Annotated in this window: 17 protein-coding genes; 15 read left to right on the forward strand and 2 right to left on the reverse strand. The window is 63.8% G+C overall.

Annotation, left to right across the window (positions count from 1 at the left end):
• Window positions 1-120 precede the first annotated feature (120 nt).
• From DBR46_RS29840 to DBR46_RS29905, 15 genes are all read left to right on the forward strand, one after another.
• Window positions 121-1071 (forward strand): LysR family transcriptional regulator, encoded by a 951-nt coding sequence (locus DBR46_RS29840; protein ID WP_124529987.1) that lies wholly within the window; start codon window positions 121-123, stop codon window positions 1069-1071.
• A gap of 223 nt (window positions 1072-1294) precedes the next feature.
• The gene (locus DBR46_RS29845; protein WP_124529989.1) at window positions 1295-3793 is read left to right on the forward strand and encodes a TonB-dependent siderophore receptor; all 2499 of its coding nucleotides are present in this window, start codon (window positions 1295-1297) and stop codon (window positions 3791-3793) included.
• Between the two features lie 44 nt (window positions 3794-3837).
• Complete coding sequence (locus DBR46_RS29850) at window positions 3838-5298, forward strand: FAD-dependent oxidoreductase (protein WP_124529991.1); 1461 nt, start codon at window positions 3838-3840, stop codon at window positions 5296-5298.
• Window positions 5295-6269 carry an ABC transporter permease gene (locus DBR46_RS29855; RefSeq protein ID WP_124529993.1) on the forward strand — a complete coding sequence of 325 codons (975 nt, stop codon included), beginning with the start codon at window positions 5295-5297 and terminating at the stop codon, window positions 6267-6269. Before DBR46_RS29850 ends, DBR46_RS29855 begins: the two co-directional genes overlap by 4 nt.
• Window positions 6266-7150, forward strand: a complete 885-nt coding sequence (locus DBR46_RS29860; RefSeq protein WP_124529995.1) for an ABC transporter permease — start codon at window positions 6266-6268, stop codon at window positions 7148-7150. The genes DBR46_RS29855 and DBR46_RS29860 overlap by 4 nt, the downstream gene beginning before the upstream one ends.
• Window positions 7147-8145, forward strand: a complete 999-nt coding sequence (locus DBR46_RS29865) for an ABC transporter ATP-binding protein (protein ID WP_124529997.1) — start codon at window positions 7147-7149, stop codon at window positions 8143-8145. The genes DBR46_RS29860 and DBR46_RS29865 overlap by 4 nt, the downstream gene beginning before the upstream one ends.
• A complete protein-coding gene (locus tag DBR46_RS29870; RefSeq protein ID WP_124529999.1) occupies window positions 8135-9121 on the forward strand; it encodes an ABC transporter ATP-binding protein in 987 nt (328 codons plus the stop codon). The genes DBR46_RS29865 and DBR46_RS29870 overlap by 11 nt, the downstream gene beginning before the upstream one ends.
• A gap of 9 nt (window positions 9122-9130) precedes the next feature.
• Window positions 9131-10696: an ABC transporter substrate-binding protein gene (locus DBR46_RS29875; protein ID WP_124530001.1), complete on the forward strand. Its 1566-nt coding sequence runs from the start codon at window positions 9131-9133 to the stop codon at window positions 10694-10696.
• A complete protein-coding gene (locus DBR46_RS29880; RefSeq protein WP_218569340.1) occupies window positions 10696-11949 on the forward strand; it encodes an acyl-CoA thioesterase/bile acid-CoA:amino acid N-acyltransferase family protein in 1254 nt (417 codons plus the stop codon). Before DBR46_RS29875 ends, DBR46_RS29880 begins: the two co-directional genes overlap by 1 nt.
• The gene (locus tag DBR46_RS30430) at window positions 11946-12410 is read left to right on the forward strand and encodes a CMD domain-containing protein (protein WP_218569341.1); all 465 of its coding nucleotides are present in this window, start codon (window positions 11946-11948) and stop codon (window positions 12408-12410) included. Before DBR46_RS29880 ends, DBR46_RS30430 begins: the two co-directional genes overlap by 4 nt.
• Window positions 12407-12991 carry a peroxidase-related enzyme gene (locus tag DBR46_RS29885; protein WP_124530003.1) on the forward strand — a complete coding sequence of 195 codons (585 nt, stop codon included), beginning with the start codon at window positions 12407-12409 and terminating at the stop codon, window positions 12989-12991. The genes DBR46_RS30430 and DBR46_RS29885 overlap by 4 nt, the downstream gene beginning before the upstream one ends.
• A 224-nt stretch (window positions 12992-13215) precedes the next feature.
• Window positions 13216-13944: a response regulator transcription factor gene (locus DBR46_RS29890; RefSeq protein ID WP_124530005.1), complete on the forward strand. Its 729-nt coding sequence runs from the start codon at window positions 13216-13218 to the stop codon at window positions 13942-13944.
• Complete coding sequence (locus tag DBR46_RS29895; RefSeq protein ID WP_124530007.1) at window positions 13944-15287, forward strand: sensor histidine kinase; 1344 nt, start codon at window positions 13944-13946, stop codon at window positions 15285-15287. Before DBR46_RS29890 ends, DBR46_RS29895 begins: the two co-directional genes overlap by 1 nt.
• Before the next feature lie 97 nt (window positions 15288-15384).
• A complete protein-coding gene (locus DBR46_RS29900; protein ID WP_124530009.1) occupies window positions 15385-17607 on the forward strand; it encodes a TonB-dependent siderophore receptor in 2223 nt (740 codons plus the stop codon).
• Window positions 17607-18473, forward strand: coding sequence for an alpha/beta hydrolase (locus tag DBR46_RS29905; RefSeq protein ID WP_124530011.1), 867 nt, complete (start codon window positions 17607-17609; stop codon window positions 18471-18473). The genes DBR46_RS29900 and DBR46_RS29905 overlap by 1 nt, the downstream gene beginning before the upstream one ends.
• Window positions 18474-18558: 85 nt before the next feature.
• Here DBR46_RS29905 and DBR46_RS29910 read toward each other — a convergent pair whose 3' ends face one another.
• Entirely contained in the window at window positions 18559-19044 is a 486-nt protein-coding gene (locus DBR46_RS29910) for a DUF6392 family protein (protein ID WP_124530013.1), read from the reverse strand.
• A partial coding sequence (locus tag DBR46_RS29915; protein WP_177414142.1) for an S-type pyocin domain-containing protein occupies window positions 19041-19583 on the reverse strand: 543 nt, incomplete at its 5' end. The genes DBR46_RS29910 and DBR46_RS29915, both read right to left, overlap by 4 nt.

Below are 19583 nucleotides of genomic sequence, written 5' to 3' on the forward strand. Positions count from 1 at the left end.
CGTAAGGGCGGAACCAATAGCAGCCGTTACCGCAGCAACGGATATGTACACCGACAAACCGACACCTCATCACCCAATGTGTACACTCCACCCCCATCCCCCAAATCAAAGGAACCCCCGGTGGACCTACGCCAGTTGGAAGCCTTCGCCGCCGTCATGTCCGCCGGCAGCGTCACCGGTGCCGGCCAGATGCTGGGCCGCTCACAACCCACCGTGACGCGCCTGATCCAGGAGCTTGAGCAAGAACTCGGCTTCGCCCTGTTCGAACGCAGCGGCCCCAAAGTCACCCCCACCCAAAAAGCCTTCCAACTCTCGGCCGAAGTCGACAGCGCCCTGCAAGGCGTTCGCCATGTGCAACAACGCGCCCTGAACATCGCCCGCGACGAAAACCTCAGCCTGCGCGTGGTAGCCACCCCAGCCCTGGCCGCCGGTTTGCTCCCCCCGGCGATTGCGCGTTTGCCGGCAGGCCTGCGCCCGCAGCAATTGCAGATCCAGAGCCTCACCCCCGAAGGCGTGGTGCAAGCCGTGCTGGCCAAGACCGTCGACCTCGGCGTGGTCAGCCTGCCCCTGGAACATCGCGGCCTGGAGGTGCACTGGATCGGCGAAGCGTCTTGCGTCGCGGTGCTCGCCGAAGATTCGCCACTGGCCAGCGAATCCGTGCTGAGCATGCAGACCCTGGCGCAGCACACGCTGATCAGCATCTCCAACCCCTTCCGCTTCCGCCGTCGCATCAACAAAGCCTTCGAAGACCTGGGCAGCGAGCCCCAGCACATCCTCGAAACCAACACCTCGCTGACCGCCATGCAAATGGCCCGCGCTGGCCTGGGTGTGGCCCTGGTGGACCCGTTCACCGCGTTCGGCGTGCCGCTCAATGGCGTGGTGGTGCGGCCGATTGAAAGCACGATCCCGTTCTTCTTCGGCTTGATCTCGGCCTTCGCCAGCCCACTGTCCGACGTCGCCCAGGCCTTGGTCGACACCCTGCAAGCCTCATCCCAGGACTTGCTGCCCGGCATGATCATCCACCCGGCCAATCGCCATGACGCCTTGATGCAGCGCATCTACGCCAGCTGACCCTTATATGTAATTTGGAATATGCATAGCTCTATTAATTAGTAGATGGAATAAGTGATGCCCTTTAGTATTCATTTACCGCATTCGGTGCGCTAATGAATCACGAAAACGAATAGATGGCTGTTCACCCAGCTCATCTCTCTTCGCGGACATCCAGCCGACCTCGGCAAATCGCCGCACGACCAGTCACACCCTTTACGGCGATTTCTCGGGGAGTTCCCAGATGCAACCCAGCTTTTCATCGACTGCATTTTTTTCACCTGCAGCCCTCGCGCTGACCGGCCTGTGCCTGGCGTCCGCGCCGCTGATGGCAGAGGAAGACCAGGACACTGAACGCAAGAAAGCCGAGCCGGTGATGCAAACCGTGGTCTCGGTGGGCAACCGTGGCAACCAGCGCACCGTGGCGCAAAGCGCCGTGCCGATCGATGTGATCGGTGGCGAAGACCTGCAAAAGCAGGGCGGCAGCACCGCGCTGCGTGATGCGCTGGAGCACCTGCTGCCGTCATTCAACGTCGCCAAGGTCACCGGCGGCGCCTACAGCAACGTGGCGCGGGCTGCGGGTTTGCGTGGGCTCGGCGGCGGTTATGTGCTGGTGCTGGTCAATGGCAAGCGCCGCCATGGCGGTTCGGTGGCCTCGGAAAACTCGGTGCTGGTGGAAGGCTGGAACCCGGCTGACCTTGACCTGATCCCCATCAGCGCTATCGACCGCGTTGAAGTCTTGCGCGACGGCGCCGCCGCCCAATACGGCTCGGATGCCATCGCCGGGGTGATCAATATCATCCTCAAGTCCGACAGCAGCGGCGGCAGTTCCAGCACCATGGCCGGGCGCCGCTCCCATTACGCCAGTGGCGTCGGCTCGAATGGCGAGACCTACCAGCAGACCTTCAACTACGGCCTGCCACTGCCCAACGACGGCTTCTTCAACTTCGCCCTCGACGCCAAGAAACAAGACAGCACCAAGCGCTCCGGCGTGGCCACCGGCGCGTTCTACTACCCGGTCAACGGCCAACCCGACCCACGGGAAAACACCGTGGAAAAGCGCAGCTTCGGCGGCGGCCTGCCGGAGATCGAGCAGATCAATGTGTCGTACAACGCCGAGTTGCCGCTCAACGAGTCGACCTCGCTGTACTCCTTCAGCACCTTGGGCAAGCAGGATGCGCTGGTCTCTATCGGCTTCCGCCGGCCCAACTCCAATACCATCGTCAACGAGCTGTACCCGGACGGCATCGCCCCGGATTTCACCTTTGACAGCCTCGACTACCAGAGCACCTTCGGTGCCCGTGGCGATGACCTGGCCGGCTGGGGCTGGGACCTCAGCACCTCCTATGGCGCCAACCGCCAGAAGCAATCCACCGACAACAACCTCAACCCGTCCCTCGGCACGGCGAGCCCCACCGATTTCACCTTGCAGACCAACACCTTCACCCAGTGGACCACCAACTTCGACCTCAACCGCAAGTTGGATATCGGCACGCGCAATCCGCTGAACTTCGCCACCGGCCTGGAGTACCGCTTCGAGCAGTACCGCACCGAATCCGGCGATGTGGACTCGTACCGCAACGGCAACTACCGCTACCCGGCTGGCCACCCGCGCGCCGGGCAACTTGCAGCCATTGGCGCCCTGGGCAACTACCTGCTGCTGCCGGAAGACGAAGTCAACCTGCGCCGCAGCGACTCGGCGGCGTATGTGGACCTGGGCCTGGACGTCACCGATAAGTGGTTCGTCGGCGCCGCCGGCCGCTTCGAGCACTACACCGACAGCTCGGGCAACACCTGGACCGGCAAGCTCTCGACGCGCTATGCCTTCACCCCGGAAATCGCCGCGCGCGGTGCTTTGAGCACAGGTTTCGTCGCACCGTCGATGGTGCAGCAGGGCTACGCCAAGACCGGCCTGGGCCGCCGCACCGTGGGCAACACCACCCAGGACATCATGATCAAACGCGTGCAGACCAACTCGGCGATTGGTCGGGCCCTGGGCGCCGAAGACCTGGAACCGGTGAAGTCGCAAAGCGTCTCTGCCGGCCTGACCTGGACGCCGGTCAAGGACTTGAACGTGGCGCTGGACGCCTACCTGATCGACCTGCAAGACCGTATCGCGCTGATCAGCCCGCTGTCCGGCGTGGCGGTGGACCAGATCCTCGCCGCCAATGGCTTCTCCCACGTGCAGCAAGTGCAGTACTACGCCAACGCGTTCGACACCCGCACCAAGGGCCTCGACCTGGTGGCCGACTACACCCAGCACCTGGACCGCTTCGGCCGCTTGCGCTGGAACGTCGGCGCCAACTGGAACAAGGCCACGATCACCGACCTCAAGGCCAACCCGTCGCAGTTGCAAAGCCTCGGCCTGCAACGTTTCGAACGCACCGAGTTGGGCGGCATCACCGACCTCACGCCCAAGAGCAAGTACATCGTCGGCCTCAACTGGCAGGTCAACGATTGGGATGTGGGCGTGCGCGCCACCCGCTACGGCAAGGTCAAGCGCCTGGGCAGCGGCACCACCGGCGTGGATGAAACCTTCAGCGCCAAGTGGATCACCGATGTCGACGTGACCTACGCCCTGACCGACAACGTGCGGGTCTCCCTGGGCGCCGACAACCTGTTCAACGTCTACCCCGACAAGCACACCGTGACCGACGTTTCCGGCGGTTCCTACTACTCGTCGATCTCACCGTTCGGTTCCTACGGGGCGTTCTACTACAGCCGCCTGAACATCGACTTTTAACCCTTGCGGGCCGCGTGCCCGCTCACTTGATCGAGTACTCAACGATGTCGCACACCACCGCACCCATCGGTCTACCCGCCCTCGAAGCGCGCCTGCGCGAGGACCTGGCGTGGCTCGATCTGCCCGCCCAGCCCTGGGTCAAACCGCGCCAACTGGACGGCCAGCCGCTGCTGGAAGTAGCGGTGATCGGCGGTGGCATGGCGGGCATGGCGGTGGCCGCCGAACTGGGCCATCTGGGGGTACGGGCGGTGGTGTTCGACCAGGCGCCCCAGGGGTTCGAAGGGCCGTGGGCAACCACGGCGCGCATGGAAACCTTGCGTTCGCCCAAGCAGTTGAGCGGGCCGGCGCTAGGCTTGCCGGCGCTGACGTTTCGCGCGTGGTTCCAGGCGCAATTCGGCCTGGAGGCGTGGGATGCGCTGGACAAGATTCCGCGCCTGCAATGGGCCGACTACCTGCGCTGGTATCGCCAGGTGCTGCGCCTGGATGTGCGCAACCAACACCGTGTGACCCGCGTGCAACCCCAGGCTGATGGGCGCGTTGAACTGCACATCGACGCCAACGGCCAGTCCCAGGTGTTCTCGGCGCGCCACGTGGTGCTCGCCACCGGGCGTGACGGCTTGGGCGGCCCATGGGTGCCGGAACTGGCGCGGCAGTTGCCCGGCGAATACTGGGCGCATTCGGCCGACGGTTTGCAGGATGAGTGGTTTGTCGGCAAACGCGTCGCGGTGATCGGCGGCGGCGCGTCGGCGATGGACGCGGCGGGCACCGCCCTTGAAGCCGGCGCGCTGAACGTCGACCTGCTGGTGCGGCGCAAGGACCTGCCGCGCATCAACAAGGGCAAGGGCGCCGGCAGCCCCGGCATGACCCACGGTTACTGGCGCCTGCCGGACGATTGGAAGTGGAGCATCCGCCACTACCTCAACCGGCAACAAGTGCCGCCGCCCCACGGCAGCACTTTGCGTGTTTCACGCCACGCCAATGCGCGGTTCCTGCTCGACAGCCCGATTGAATCGGTGGCCGTGCAGGCCGATGGCAGCCTGTTGCTGCACACCCCCACGGCGCAGTTGCGCTACGACTTCCTGGTGTTCGCCACCGGCTTTCGCAGCAACTTCGACCTGCGCCCGGAGTTCTCGCCGTTCGCCCCCCATATCAAGCTCTGGCGCGACCGCTTCACGGCGCCCGTCGGCCAGGAAGACCCGGAGCTGTCGCAACTGCCGGACCTCGGCCCGCTGTTCGAATTCCAGCCGCGCACGCCCGATGCCTGCCCGGGCCTGGAGCGTGTGCACTGCTTCAGCTACCCGGCGGCGCTGACCTACGGCGGCGTGTCCGGTGATATCCCAGCCATCAGCGAAGGCGCCAAGCGCATGGCCCAAGGCCTGGCCGGGCAGCTGTTCAACGACGACGTGGCGCTGCATTTCGACGCGATGCAAAACTACGCCGAGCCGGAGCTGCAAGGCGATGAATGGCAAGCCGGCAGCCTGCGCGCCGAGGAGCTGCGTACATGACCTTATGGTTGCTGCGGCGCGTGGGCCAGGCCGTGCTGGTGATGCTGCTGATGACGCTGATCGTGTTCGTCGGCCTCAATGCCATCGGCAACCCGGTGGACATCCTCATCGGCGAAGACCTCAACCAGGCCGAGCGCCTGCAAGCCATTGCGCGCCTGGGCCTGGACCAACCGCTGTGGCAGCAATACCTGAGCTTCCTCGACGGCGCACTGCACGGGCACCTGGGCAAAAGCTTCGTGCACCACGAAGACGCCTTGCAGCTGATCTTGCAGCGCTTGCCGGCGACCTTTGAACTGGCGTTCAGCGCCTTGCTCATGGCGATTGTGATCGGCGTGCCGCTGGGCCTGTTCGCCGGCCTGTACCCGGACCACTTCGCTTCGCGGCTGATGATGACCGGCAGCATCGTCGGTTTTTCCCTGCCGTCGTTCTGGGTCGCGCTGATGCTGATCATGCTGTTCTCGGTGCACCTCGGCTGGCTACCCGCCAGTGGGCGTGGCGCCACCCGGGAGTGGCTGGGCATTCAATGGTCGTGGCTGACCCTCGACGGTTGGCAGCATTTGCTGCTGCCGGCGCTGAACCTGGCGCTGTTCAAAATCTCCCTGGTACTGCGCCTGACCCGTGCCGGCGTGCGCGAAATCCTGCCCCAGGATTTCGTCAAGTTCGCCCGGGCCAAGGGCCTGTCACCGCTGCGAGTGACCCTTATGCATGTGTTGCGCAACACCCTGATCCCGCTGGTGACCGTGCTCGGCCTGGAGCTGGGCTCGACCATCGCCTACGCGGTGGTCACCGAAAGCATCTTTGCCTGGCCCGGCGCCGGCAAGCTGATCCTCGACAGCATCAACACCCTCGACCGCCCCGTGGTGGTGGCGTACCTGATGGTGGTCGTGGTGATTTTCGTCAGCCTCAACCTGCTGGTGGACGTGCTGTACCGCCTGCTCGACCCGCGCGTACGCCTGGAAGGTGCGCAATGATCCGTGTGCAATCGTTGTGGCAACGCGGCGCGCTGGATTTCCTGCGGGCGCCGATGGCCATTGTCGGCCTGCTGATCCTGGCCTTGGTGGTGTTGGCGGCGTTGTTCGCGCCGTGGATCACCCCGCAAAACCCTTACGACCTGATGCAACTGGATGTGCTTGACGCGCGCCTGGCGCCCGGCGCCACCAGCAGCGAAGGGCATTACACCTACTGGCTGGGCACCGACGGCCAGGGCCGCGATCTGTATTCGGCGATTGTCTACGGCCTGCGCATCAGCCTGTTGGTGGGCGTCGGTTCGGCGCTGATCGCGGCGGTGATCGGCACCTTGATCGGGCTGGTCTCGGCCTATGCCGGTGGTTGGATCGATGCGCTGTTGATGCGCCTGGTGGACTTGCTGCTGTCGTTCCCCGGCATCCTCATGGCGCTGATGATCCTCGCGTGGCTGGGCAAGGGCGTGGGCAATGTGGTGTTGACGCTGGTGGTGCTCGAATGGGCCTATTACGCGCGCACCGCCCGTGGCCAGGCGCTGGTGGAAAGCCGCCGCGAATATGTCGAGGCCGCACGCGGCCAGGGCATCAGCCGCTGGCGCATCCTGGTCGGGCACATCCTGCCCAACTGCCTGCCGCCGTTGATTGTGATTGGCGCGTTGCAGATCGCCCGGGCGATTACCTTGGAAGCGACCCTGTCGTTCCTTGGCCTGGGCGTACCGATCACCGAACCGTCCCTGGGCCTGCTGATCGCCAACGGTTTCCAGTTCATGTTGGGCGATGAGTATTGGATCAGCGTGTTCCCCGGCTTGGCGTTGTTGCTGACGATTGTCGCGATCAACCTGGTGGGCGATCGCCTGCGGGACGTACTCAACCCGAGGTTGCAGCGATGAAGGCTTTGGATAACGCGGTACTGCCGGCGACCCTTGACGTGCGCAACCTGTGCACCTCGTTCCACACCCGCGACGGCATTCTGCCAGCGGTGTGCGACGTGTCCCTGCGCCTGCAACCGGGGCGCATCCTCGGGCTGGTGGGGGAGTCGGGCTCGGGTAAATCCGTTACCGGTTTCTCCATCCTCGGGCTGGTGGATGCGCCGGGGCGTATCAGCGGCGGCGAGATTCTGTTCCAGGGCCGGGACCTGGTGCAACTGCGTCCCTCACAGCTTCGCCACCTGCAAGGCAATCGCATCGCGATGATCTTCCAGGACCCGATGATGACCCTCAACCCGGTGCTGCGCATCGACACGCAGATGATCGAAGCGGTGCGCGCCCACAACCCCATGAGCAAGCGCGAGGCACGGCAACATGCCTGCGACACGTTGGCCTCGATGGGCATCGCCAGCCCCGAGGAGCGCCTGCGTGCCTACCCCCATCAACTGTCTGGCGGCATGCGCCAACGGGTGGCGATTGCCATCGCGTTGCTGCACCGCCCGGACCTGATCATCGCCGACGAACCGACGACGGCACTGGACGTGACCATCCAGGCGCAGATCCTCGGTGAAGTGCAAAAGCTGGTGCGCGAGCAGGGCACCGCGCTGATCTGGATCACCCACGACCTGTCGGTGGTCGCCGGCCTCGCCGATGACGTGGCGGTGATGTACGCCGGTCGCATTGTCGAGCAGGGCAGCGTGGATGCGGTGCTCGACCGACCATTGCACCCGTACACCCAAGGCCTGATCGACAGCCTGCCGAGCCGCAACCAACGCGGCCAGCGCCTGCGGCAGATTCCGGGCATGGCCCCGGACCTGCTGTCGATGCCGCCCGGTTGTGCGTTCGCCGAGCGTTGCAGCCGCGTCAGCAGCGCGTGCAGCGAACAACCCCAGCCTCTTGAAATCGAACCCGGTCGCAGCGTGCGTTGCTTCCATCCTGGAGTTGCCCATGGCCAATGAATCCGTGCCGTTGATCGAGCTGCAACAGGTCAGCAAACAGTTTGGCCCGGCGCCGGGTGGCGTGCTGCAACGCCTCGGGCTAAGCCGTCCACGTCCGCAGACGCGCGCTGTGGATGGCGTTGACCTGCGCATCGCCCGGGGCGAAGTGGTGGGGCTGGTGGGGGAGTCCGGCTGCGGCAAGTCCACTCTGGGGCGCATGGTCGCCGGCTTGCTGCCGACGTCCAGCGGCAGCGTGAGCGTCGACGGCCAGCCGATGCAAGGGTTGAGCGCGGCGCAAAAGCTCAAGGTGCAGATGATCTTCCAGGACCCTTACGCCAGCCTCAACCCACGGCTGCGGGTGGACCGCATCGTCGGCGAAGGCGCACTGCGCCAGGGCCTCACCGACCGTGCAGGCTTCGACGACTACGTCAGTGCGCAACTGCGCCGTGCCGGCTTGAGCCCGGAGTTGCGCCAGCGTTATCCGCACCAGTTCAGTGGCGGCCAGCGCCAGCGCATCGGCATCGCCCGTGCCTTGGCGGTGCAGCCGCAATTGCTGGTGTGCGATGAGTCGGTGGCGGCGCTGGACGTGTCGATCCAGGCGCAGATCCTCAACCTGTTCATGGACCTGCGCGAGCAACTGGGCCTGACCTACCTGTTTATCAGCCATGACCTCGGCGTGGTCGAGCACCTGTGCGACCGCGTGGTGGTGATGTACCTCGGGCGGGTGGTGGAGTCGGCCACGGTGGACGAGCTGTTCGCCCGCGCCAACCACCCCTACACCCAGGCGCTGCTGGCGCAGATCCCGCGGTTTGAACTGCGGCGCAGCCAGTACCAGGCGATTCGCGGCGAAATCCCCAGCCCGTTGAACCCGCCGTCAGGCTGCCATTTCCACCCGCGTTGCCCCCATGCCACGGCGCGTTGCCGTGAAGAAGTCCCGCTGCTCAGAGAAGTGTCGCCCGACCACCTGAGCGCTTGCCACCTCAACCTTGCCTCTTAGGAACTTGCCATGAAGCCCTTGCTGCTGACGTTACTGACTGCCGCGCTGTTGAGCGGCGCCACCGGGGCATCCGCGCAAGCCTTGCGCATTGCCTATGCCGACCCGGTGTCATCGTTGGACCCGCAACTGAACAACCATGCTGGCGACCGCTCGCTGGCGCTGCATGTGTGGGAATCCCTGCTGGACCGTCGCGACGACAAAAACCTGCCGGGCCTGGCCGAGAGCTGGAAAGCCATCGACGCCAATACCTGGGAATTCAAGATCCGCCAGGGCGTGAAGTGGCAGGACGGCCAGCCGTTCACCGCCGACGACCTGGTGTTCTCCCTGGAGCGTGCGCGCAATGTGCCCGGCAGCGTCGCGCCGTATTCCAGCAGCCTGCGCACGGTGGAGTCGGTGAGCGCGCCGGACCCTTACACGTTGCGGGTCAAGACCTCGGTGCCGAACCCGTTGCTGGTGCAGAACATCGACTCGGTGTACATCGTCAGCCGGCATGTCGGCGCCAAGTCTGGCACCGAGGATTACAACAGCGGCAAGGCGGTGATCGGCACCGGGCCGTATCGCTTGGTGTCCTACGCCCAGGGTGACCGCACGTTGTTCGAGCGCAACAAGGATTATTGGGGTAAGCAACCGCTGTGGGACACGGTGGATTATCGTTTCATTGCCAACCCGGCGAGCCGTACCGCCGCGTTGCTCGCGGGCGATGTGGATGTGATCGACAAGGTTTCGCCCCAGGATGTGAAGAAGTTGCAGGCCACGCCGAGCGTCAAGGTGTTTGCCTACCCGGGGCTGCGCGCGTTGCTGATCCAGCCGAGCTTCCGTGCCGGGCCGAACGAGTTCGTGCGGGATAACCAAGGCAAGCCGCTGGCCGAAAACCCGCTGCGTGATGTGCGGGTGCGCCAGGCGCTGTCGCTCGCGATCAACCGCAAGGCGATTGTCGAGCGCATCCTGCAAAACACCGTGACCGAAGCCAACCAATGGATGCCCGCCGATACCATCGGCTACAACACTGACGTCAAGAACATCCCCAACGACCCGGCCCAGGCGAAAAAACTGCTGGCCGAAGCGGGCTTCCCGGACGGTTTCCAGTTGACCGTACACGTGCCCGGCGACCGTTACCCGCTGGCCCCGGAAAGCATGCAAGCCGTCGCGCAGTTCTGGGCGCGCATCGGCATCAAGGTGGATTTGCAGGTGGTGCCCTGGTCGGTCTATGCCGCGCGCGCCAATAAAAACGAATACGCCGTCACCGTGATCGCCTGGGGCAATGGCACCGGCGAAGCGGGGTATGGCCTGCTCAATGTGCTGGCCAGCGCCGACCCGAGCAAAGGCCAGGGCTCGTCGAACTGGGGGCGCTACAGCAACCCGCAGGTGGACAAGGATCTGGAACTGTCGTCGGCCGAGTTCGATGACGCCAAGCGCGAAGCGATCCTGCGCGATTCGGTGCAACGGGTGAGCGACGATGTGGGCATCCTGCCGCTGTTCCACTACCAGAACATCTGGGCGGCCCGCAAAGGCCTGCGCGTTGATCCGCTGGTCAGCGACCGCACCACCGCCGCGATGGTGACGGAGGAAAAGTAATGGCGCGTTTGGCAATTACGCCTCTCGACGGCCTGCTGGATGAGCCGCGCCACATCGTCGTCGAAGGGCTGGCGCCGGGCGCGCACGTGACGTTGACCAGCCGCACCGTGCGTGGCGGCGGGCGCGCGTGGCGCAGTGCGGCGACGTTTGTGGCCGACGCGCAGGGGCGCGTGGATCTTGAGCGCGATGCGCCGGTGGCCGGGGATTACACGGGCGTGTCGGGCATGGGCTTGTTGTGGAGCCAGCATCTCGAACAGGGCCACAGCGCGGCGGTGTTTCCCGATGCCGTGTTGGAGCCGTTGCACACCCGTATCGAGGTGCAGGACCAGGCGCTGGTGTTGGTGCAACGCCTGGCCGCTGCCGGCGTGACCCGGCGTGAAGTGCGTGAAGACGGCCTGGTGGGTACGTTGTTCCAACCGCCCGGCGCCGGGCCGCATCCGGCGGTGATGGTGCTCAATGGCTCCGGCGGCGGCATCAACGAAGCTCGCGCGGCGCTGTATGCCTCGCGGGGTTACAGCGCGTTGGCGTTGGGCTATTTCAAGGCGCCGGGGCTGTCGGATTACATCTCCAACACGCCGCTGGAGTACTTCGAGACGGGCCTGGCGTGGATGCGCCGCGAACTGGCGCCGGCCGATGACTTTATCGCGCTGAGTGGCCAGTCCCGTGGCGGCGAGCTGGTGCTGCTGCTTGCCAGCCTGTTTCCCGACTCCGTCGCGGCAGTGGTTGGTTATGTGCCGAGTGCCTTGGTACATGGCGGGCAGGCCGCCGCCGACCCGAGGGTAGGGCGCGATGGCCCCGCGTGGTTGTATCGCGGCGAGCCCCTGGTGCATGTGTGGAACAACAACCGCCATGCAAACTGGGCCGCCCGCGATGCGGGGTTGCGCAATGCCGTGTCGATGAGCAGTGCCCTGGAGGATGCCGATGCGGTGGAGCGTGCGCGCATCCCCGTCGAGCGTATTCGCGGGCCGGTGCTGACCTTGACCGCTGGCGATGATGCGGCGTGGCCGTCCAGCCGTTTCGGGCAGATGGTCGGCGCGCGGCTCCAGCAGTTCAAACACCCCTGGCCGGCGCTGCAACGGGATTTCCCGCTGGCCGGCCACAGCATTCTGCTGCCCTACATTCCCACCACCTACGCCGATGACGGCCAGCCTGAAGCCAACGCCCAGGCCAATGAGCAGTCATGGCACGCGGTGCTGGAATTTCTGCACAACGCCGTGGCCGAGCGCCGCGCGCATTCCAAGGAGTTGCAATGAACAATCCTGCGTTACCCGACCTGCTGACCCGCCTGGTGCTCGGCACCGACAGCCCGGTGCAAGGCTTGCGCCAGGCGCGGGCCAAAGTCACCGACGCCACCGAAGGCAGTTACCAGGCGCTGTTTGCCGAGGATTTGCCCGGTAGCCTGAGCCTGCAGGAACGCCTGCTGGTGGCCGAATACGCCAGCCAACTGACCCCGCAACCGGAGCTGGCCGCGCACTATCTGCAACGTCTGCAAGCGTTGCCGGCGAGCGAGGATTCGCCGCGCCTCAAAGCCATCCTCGACTTCACCCGCACCCTGGTGCTGGCGCCCGTGGAAGGTGATCGCCAGGCCCTGACGGCGCTGCTGGACGCCGGCCTGGAAACTATCGACGTGGTCACCCTCGGCCAGTTGATCGCCTTTATTTCCTACCAGGTACGCCTGGCCAGCGGGCTCAAGGCCCTGGAGCAACTGCGATGAGCGCACCCCTGGATATCCAAGGCTTCACCAACCGCAGCCTGGGCTGGAAAGCCTGGCTGCCGACCCTCGACCTGGCCCAGGCCAACCCTGCGCAGATCGCCGTGCTGGAAGAGAGCCATCCCCAGGCCAAGGTCTCGCAGTACTACCTGACGCTGATCCACCAGCCCGAAGTGCTGCGCCAACGCTCATTGGCGTTCAACGCGATCATGTACGCGCCGGGCGGGCTGTCGCGGGCCGAGCGCGAGCTGGCCAGTGCGGTGGTGTCGCGCATCAACGAATGCGTGTTTTGCGCCTCGGTGCATGCCCAGCGGTTCGAGCAATTGGCCAAGCGCAATGAGGTGATTGCCCAGGTGTTCGCTGATCCATACACGGCCGGTACGACGCCACGGGAACGGGCGATTGTGGGGTTTGCGATTGACCTGACGCTGGTTCCTGGAGAGATCGATGCCGCGTCGTTGGTGCCGCTGCGTGAGCAAGGGTTGGGGGATGGCGAAATTCTGGATTTGATCCATGCGATTGCGATTTTCGCCTGGGCTAATCGCCTGATGCTCAACCTGGGAGAACCGGTGTGGCCTGATTGAAAGCACACCAGTCTTGAATGCCGAACACAGTCCAAAATGTGGGAGCGGGCTTGTGTGGGAGCGGGCTTGCTCGCGAATGCGGTGTGTCAGTCAAAGATGTTCCAACTGACCCGCCGCATTCGCGAGCAAGCCCGCTCCCACATTGTTTATTCGGCTTCGTCAGTTAGATAGTTGTCGGTTAGAAGATTGCGAAATGTTTCGTCGAATGCGAAACTGACGTAATTGTGAATACTTATCATCTAGCCTCGCCACCGCCCACCCCGCGCATCCTCATCATCGAGGATGACGTCGAGCTGTGCACCCATCTCAGTAACCACCTGAGCCGCCGTGGCTTTGCCTTGAACAGCGCCCATCGCGGCGATCAGGGCCTGGACATGGCGCTGCATGCGCCAGTGGAGCTGATCCTGCTGGACATCATGCTGCCCAACGAAAGCGGGCTGAATATCCTCGCGCGCCTGCGCCATGAGCGGGGTACGCCGGTGATCCTCATGTCGGCCCTGGGCGCCGAGCAAGACCGTATCACCGGCTTCAGCCAGGGCGCGGATGATTACTTGCCCAAGCCGTTCAGCCTGGCCGAACTCGACGTGCGCATCGATGCGTTGCTGCGCCGCGTGGCGATCGATTGCGGGACACGTGCGCCACAGTTGCTGGCGCGGCCGTCGGCATTGGCGTTCGACAGCTATGGGCGTGACGTCAGCTTCAACGGCGTGGCGGCCGGGCTGACGTCCTCGGAATTCCGCCTGCTGTGCACCCTCCACGAACACGCGGGTGAAGCGCTGACCAAGGCCTTCCTCTATCAACACGTGCTGCATCGGCCCTACACCCGCCTGGACCGTGGCCTGGATGTGCATGTGTGCAACCTGCGGCGCAAGCTCGCGGCCATCGACGTGCAGGGCCTGCGCATCGACGCCGTGCGTCACCAAGGCTACGTGCTGATGTGCGCAGGCGCCTGATGCAGCGGCGCCACCCCTTGCTGTGGAAAGTGGCGCTGCTGCAAGTGGGCTTCTGCGTGCTGCTGGTGTGGCTGGTGTGGAGCTGGGGCTTGCAGGTGGAGCGCAACACCTACTTTCTGGAAGCGCCGGACCGCATCGCGTTGGCCGCGTATGCCGCCGAGGCTGAGCAGGTCGCAGCCACTGGCGATGCCGACGCCGTAGAGCGCTGGCGCCTGGCCTTGCAGCAGCGCGAACACACCTGGGTCGCCGTGCTGGATGACTATTTGCACAGCCTCGGCACCACGCCGCTGAGCGCCGAGCAGGTCAGCCACCTGACTTTTATGCGCAAGCTCAGTTGGCCGATGAGCAAGCGCCTCGACGATGAACTGCCCTACGTCAGCATCGCCTTTCCCCAGCACCCGGAACGCGGCCGGCTGGTGATGCAATTGCCCGAACGCCTGCTGCCGCCGGGGCTCACGCCGTGGACCCACGTGTTCACCCACGGCGTGGTGCCGGTGCTGCTGGCGCTGGGCCTGGGCTTGCTGCTGTACCGGCACCTGGTGCAGCCGCTGAATGAGTTGCGCGAGCGCGCCAATGCGCTGAGTTCGGGCGATCTGGCGCCGCTGGCCAGCAGCAGCGTGACCCGGCGCCCGGATGAATTGGGCGAGTTGGCCCGCGCCTACGAACACATGGCCGAGCGCTTGCGCCAGAGCCTCAACCAGCAGCGCCAGTTGTTGCGCACCTTGTCCCATGAGATCCGCACGCCGTTGGCCCGTTTGAAGATCGCCAGCGACAGCGGCCTGCCGCCCGAGCAGTTGCAGCAACGCCTGTCCCGCGAGGTGGAGGAAATGCGCCGGCTGGTGGACGACTCCCTCAACCTGGCCTGGCTCGACACCGAAAAGCCGCGCCTGGATGCCGAAGAGGTGGTGGTGGCCTCGGTGTGGGAAGCCCTGGTGCAAGACGCGCATTTCGAAACCGGTTGGCCGCTGGACGCGTTGGTGTGTGAACTGGACAGCACCTGCCTGCTGCACGTGCACCTCAACAGCTTCGCCCAGGCCCTGGAAAATATCCTGCGCAATGCCATCCGCCATTCGCCGGAACAGGGTGTGATCCGCCTCAGCGGCAGACGTGAAGACGACAACTGGTGCCTGGTGATCGAAGACCAGGGCCCCGGCGTGGCCGAGGCCGACCTGGAGCGCATCTTCGAAGCCTACCTGCGGCTGGACGGCACCGTCGGCAGCGGCTTTGGCCTGGGCTTGAGCATCGCCCGGCGTGCCATCGAATTGCAGGGCGGGGCGCTGTGGGCCAGCCGTGGCAGCCAGGGCCTGCGCATGCACCTGCGCCTGCCTGCGGCAAATGTTTAGAAAGTTAAGTTTCTTTACTCGTTATTGCATCTGATTATCATCTGCGATCTTTGATGGCCCGCCGCTATCGGTCGGGTTGACGTTTGGAGATCGCCCCATGTTCCGCTTGTCCCTGCTTGCCGTGAGTATTTGCAGCCTGTTGCCCGTCGCCGGTTTTGCCGCCGAGGCCGAAGCGCCCGCGCAGATGGAACTGCCGACCCAGACCGTGTTGGGCACCGCTCAGGAAGAGATCAAGCAGATGCCCGGCGTGTCGATCATCACCGCCGAGGACATCAAGAAACGCCCACCGGCCAATGACCTGTCGGAAATCATCCGCACCATGCCCGGCGTCAACCTCACCGGCAACTCCAGCAGCGGCCAGCGTGGCAACAACCGGCAGATCGACATCCGTGGCATGGGCCCGGAAAACACCCTGATCCTGGTGGATGGTAAACCGGTGAGCAGCCGCAACTCGGTGCGCTACGGCTGGCGCGGCGAACGTGACAGCCGGGGCGACACCAACTGGGTGCCGGCCGACCAAGTGGAGCGCATCGAAGTCATCCGTGGCCCGGCCGCCGCGCGTTACGGCAACGGCGCGGCGGGCGGCGTGGTCAACATCATCACCAAGCAGCCCGGCACCGAGACCCACGGCTCGGCGACGATTTACCACAACTTCGCCCAGCACAAGGCAGAGGGCGAGACCGAGCGCATGAACTTCGGCCTCAACGGCCCGCTCACCGATAACCTCAGCTACCGCGTGTACGGCAACATCGCCAAGACCAACGCCGATGACGCCGACATCAACAGCGGCCACGAATCGACGCGCTACGGCACCCAGATCGGCACACTGCCCGCGGGCCGCGAAGGCGTGCGCAACAAGGACGTCAACGGCCTGCTCAGCTGGAAAATGACCCCTGAGCAAACCCTCGACCTGGAGGCCGGTTTCAGCCGCCAGGGCAACATCTACACCGGCGATACGCAAAACACCAACAGCAATGCCAGCGTGAAAAGCATGCTCGGCCATGAGACCAACATCCTCTACCGTGAAAACTACGCGCTGACCCACCGTGGGGAATGGGATTTCGGCAGCAGCCTGGCCTACCTGCAATATGAAAAGACCCGCAACAGTCGCATCAACGAAGGCCTCGCGGGCGGCACCGAAGGCATCTTCGCCAACACCGATTTCTACACCACCACACTGCGTGACCTGACCGCCCACGGCGAAGTCAGCCTGCCGCTGCACGCCGGTTTCGAGCAGGTACTGACCCTGGGCACCGAATGGGTCGAGTCCAAGCTCGACGACCCGAGCGCCAATACCCAGACCACCACTGCAGGCGGCAGCGTGGCTGGGCTGACCAGCACCAACCGCAGCAGCACCTCGTCGTCGCGGATCTTCTCGGTGTTTGCCGAAGACAACATTGAACTGCGCCCCGGCACGCGCCTCACCCCCGGCCTGCGCCTGGACCACCACGATATTGTCGGCGACAACTGGAGCCCGTCGCTGAACCTGTCCCAGGTGCTCACCGACACCCTGACCTTGAAGGCCGGCATCGCCCGCTCGTACAAGGCGCCGAACCTCTATCAGCTCAACCCCAACTACCTGCTGTACAGCAACGGCCAGGGTTGCTACGGCTCGACCAAGAGCTGCTACCTGCAAGGCAACGCCGACCTTGAAGCGGAAACCAGCGTCAACAAGGAGCTGGGGATCGAGTACCGCAACGCCGGTGTGGTCGCGGGGCTGACGTATTTCCGCAACGACTACAAGAACAAGATCGAGTCCGGCCTGACCCCGGTCGGCACCGCCACCGGCGGCACGGGCACCACCGCCGGGGCCAACGTGTTCCAGTGGGAAAACGTGCCCAAGGCGCTGGTCGAAGGGCTCGAAGGCAACCTCACCTTGCCGTTGGCCGAATCGCTGACCTGGACCAACAACTTCACCTACATGCTGCAATCGAAAAACAAACAGACCGGCGATGTGCTCTCGGTCACGCCCAAGTACACCCTCAACTCGATGCTCGACTGGCAGGCCACGCAAGACCTGTCCCTGCAAGCGAACGTGGCCTGGTACGGCAAGCAGACCCCGAAAAAATATGACTACCACGGCTACCGCGTGACCGGCTCGTCGAACAACCAGCTGTCGCCGTATGCGATTGCCGGCGTGAGCGGCACCTATGCGATCACCAAGAACCTGAGCCTCACGGCCGGCGTGGATAACGTCTTCGACAAACGCCTGTGGCGCGAAGGCAATGCCCAGGGCGTGAACAATATCGACGGTGCGGGCGCGGCCACTTACAACCAATCCGGCCGGACCTTGTTCACCAGCCTGACGGCGTCGTTCTGATGCGCCGGGGGATTTTTCTGGCGCTGTTTTTTACCTCGTTCGCCTACGCCAAGCCGGCACCGGACCAGTTGATGGACGCCCCGGTGTTGCGTGAAGCCAGCGACTACAGCTTCAGCACCCTGGAACTGGACTCCGCCGACGGCGCGCGGCACTACCGCATCTGGCTGGGGCGTCCGCTCAAGGTCAGCGCGGCCAACCCGGTCGCCTACCTGCTGGACGGCAACGCGGCCATGGCGGCGCTGGACACCGAACTGCTCAACCGCCTGTCCCACAGCGCCACGCCGCCGGTGCTGGTGGCGGTGGGGTACGCCACACCGCTGCGCATCGAACGCAACGCGCGCACCTTCGACTACACGCCGCGCGTGGGCGAGGGCGCCCAGCGCGACCCACTGACCGACGTAGCCAGTGGCGGCGCGGAGCAGTTTCTCGACCTGCTCACGCAACAGATCCGCCCGCTGATCAACCAGCGGTTGGAAGAGAAGCCCAAGCGGCAGCTGTTGTGGGGGCATTCCTATGGCGGCTTGTTCGTGCTGTACACCCTGTTGACCCGGCCGGATGCGTTTGACGAATACGCGGCGGCCAGCCCGTCGTTGTGGTGGAACGGTGGGGTGATTCATGCCGAGGGGTTGGCGCAGCGCCTCAAGGGCAAACACCCGACCTTGCTGATGATGCGCGGGGATGAGGAGCCGGCAAGTCCGTCCAGGCAGGTTGGGCCGAAAGGGGAGGGTGCGGCGAAGAAACTGCTGGCGGATTTGCAGCGGGTAGATGGGCTCAAGGTGCAATACCAAGCGTTCCCAGGGTTGGGGCATGGACCCATGTTGTCGGCGTCGCTGCGCTATACGCTGGAGCGCCTCAGCCAGCCGTAACATCAATCAAAATGTGGGAGGGGAGTTCCCTTCTCACACTTTGAACTGCATGTGGTTCGATGTGTGTTGATTTTTTCACCGTCGCCTAATTCAGATCGCCTTGACTCAAAGAGAAAGCGAGCGTTTCTACCGTCATGTCGGCGCTGTAACTGAACCCCACACGGGCACTTGGATGCATTGTCTGATGTAGTTTATATGCGTCCCATCCACCACTCTTTTTACCGCCGCTGCCGGGGATTATCATTGGGCCTATTGATTTAGCAGGCGTCCCAAATTGGCTGCGGACACCCGACTGCGTCATATGGCGCTCAAAGGGTGACGGTAAGCTTCCGTTGTAAGCTGGACCGCCGTCATCCGTTTGCCCCAGCGTTAATAAAACTTTTTCGAATATTTTGTTTTCCTTTATAAACCAGAGTTCCACACCATGGGCTGGATACTGGACCCACTCTTTGTTCTCCGAGGCATCCAGTAATGGTGTCAGCGATTGACTGGAAATGACGCCCTCACTAACTAGCTCGGCATAGTTGCGGCCCAAATTTTTAACCCACACGTTAATCATTTCGGCGTTCATTGATACCACCCTTGTGTGTGATTGATGTCATGCATCTCGAGTCGAACTGCCTCGATTTGCTCTTCGGAATATCCGTCTTCCAGTAGATAAGGCTTTATCGCTGATAGATTTCTGTCTACTGCAGCTCTCATATTTTGAGCATCCTGAATCTGTCTGGCTTCGCTATTTCTTCCACCATATGTTTCGCTGTATTTGCGGTGAGTGTGGGCAGGAATTGCCACACTGGCTGCATTTTTCAGGTACTCCTGAATCTTTCGGGCGCTTAGATCTGGAGCGACCCCTTTCAAAAAGCGTCGTAACGCAGCCTGCGAAGGCATGTGATCAACATGTAAGCCATTTCTTGGGCGGCCGTCGAACGCACCATAAATATTCACTTCTAATGGCCTCACTGCAGGCTTGGCAAACACCAAATACAACGGTGCCACACCCGAATCAACAGGAAACGTAATGATCGTATCCTGCCAGGTCACATCCTCGGCATCCCGGCCTGGATAATGAGTGATGGCTGAATCAGGCCCTACCGCAATCGGATGAACGAG

The sequence above is a fragment of the Pseudomonas sp. KBW05 genome (assembly GCF_003852405.1).
In the GTDB taxonomy this organism is placed as follows: Bacteria; Pseudomonadota; Gammaproteobacteria; order Pseudomonadales; family Pseudomonadaceae; genus Aquipseudomonas.

Excerpts from the sequence above, each read along its gene's own strand:
- DBR46_RS29845 (WP_124529989.1), top strand. The coding sequence starts at position 1,295 with ATGCAACCCAGCTTTTCATCGACTGCATTTTTTTCACCTGCAGCCCTC.
- DBR46_RS29850 (WP_124529991.1), top strand. The coding sequence starts at position 3,838 with ATGTCGCACACCACCGCACCCATCGGTCTACCCGCCCTCGAAGCGCGC.
- DBR46_RS29855 (WP_124529993.1), top strand. The coding sequence starts at position 5,295 with ATGACCTTATGGTTGCTGCGGCGCGTGGGCCAGGCCGTGCTGGTGATG.
- DBR46_RS29860 (WP_124529995.1), top strand. The coding sequence starts at position 6,266 with ATGATCCGTGTGCAATCGTTGTGGCAACGCGGCGCGCTGGATTTCCTG.
- DBR46_RS29865 (WP_124529997.1), top strand. The coding sequence starts at position 7,147 with ATGAAGGCTTTGGATAACGCGGTACTGCCGGCGACCCTTGACGTGCGC.
- DBR46_RS29870 (WP_124529999.1), top strand. The coding sequence starts at position 8,135 with ATGGCCAATGAATCCGTGCCGTTGATCGAGCTGCAACAGGTCAGCAAA.
- DBR46_RS29875 (WP_124530001.1), top strand. The coding sequence starts at position 9,131 with ATGAAGCCCTTGCTGCTGACGTTACTGACTGCCGCGCTGTTGAGCGGC.
- DBR46_RS29880 (WP_218569340.1), top strand. The coding sequence starts at position 10,696 with ATGGCGCGTTTGGCAATTACGCCTCTCGACGGCCTGCTGGATGAGCCG.
- DBR46_RS30430 (WP_218569341.1), top strand. The coding sequence starts at position 11,946 with ATGAACAATCCTGCGTTACCCGACCTGCTGACCCGCCTGGTGCTCGGC.
- DBR46_RS29885 (WP_124530003.1), top strand. The coding sequence starts at position 12,407 with ATGAGCGCACCCCTGGATATCCAAGGCTTCACCAACCGCAGCCTGGGC.
- DBR46_RS29895 (WP_124530007.1), top strand. The coding sequence starts at position 13,944 with ATGCAGCGGCGCCACCCCTTGCTGTGGAAAGTGGCGCTGCTGCAAGTG.
- DBR46_RS29900 (WP_124530009.1), top strand. The coding sequence starts at position 15,385 with ATGTTCCGCTTGTCCCTGCTTGCCGTGAGTATTTGCAGCCTGTTGCCC.
- DBR46_RS29905 (WP_124530011.1), top strand. The coding sequence starts at position 17,607 with ATGCGCCGGGGGATTTTTCTGGCGCTGTTTTTTACCTCGTTCGCCTAC.
- DBR46_RS29910 (WP_124530013.1), bottom strand. The coding sequence starts at position 19,044 with ATGAACGCCGAAATGATTAACGTGTGGGTTAAAAATTTGGGCCGCAAC.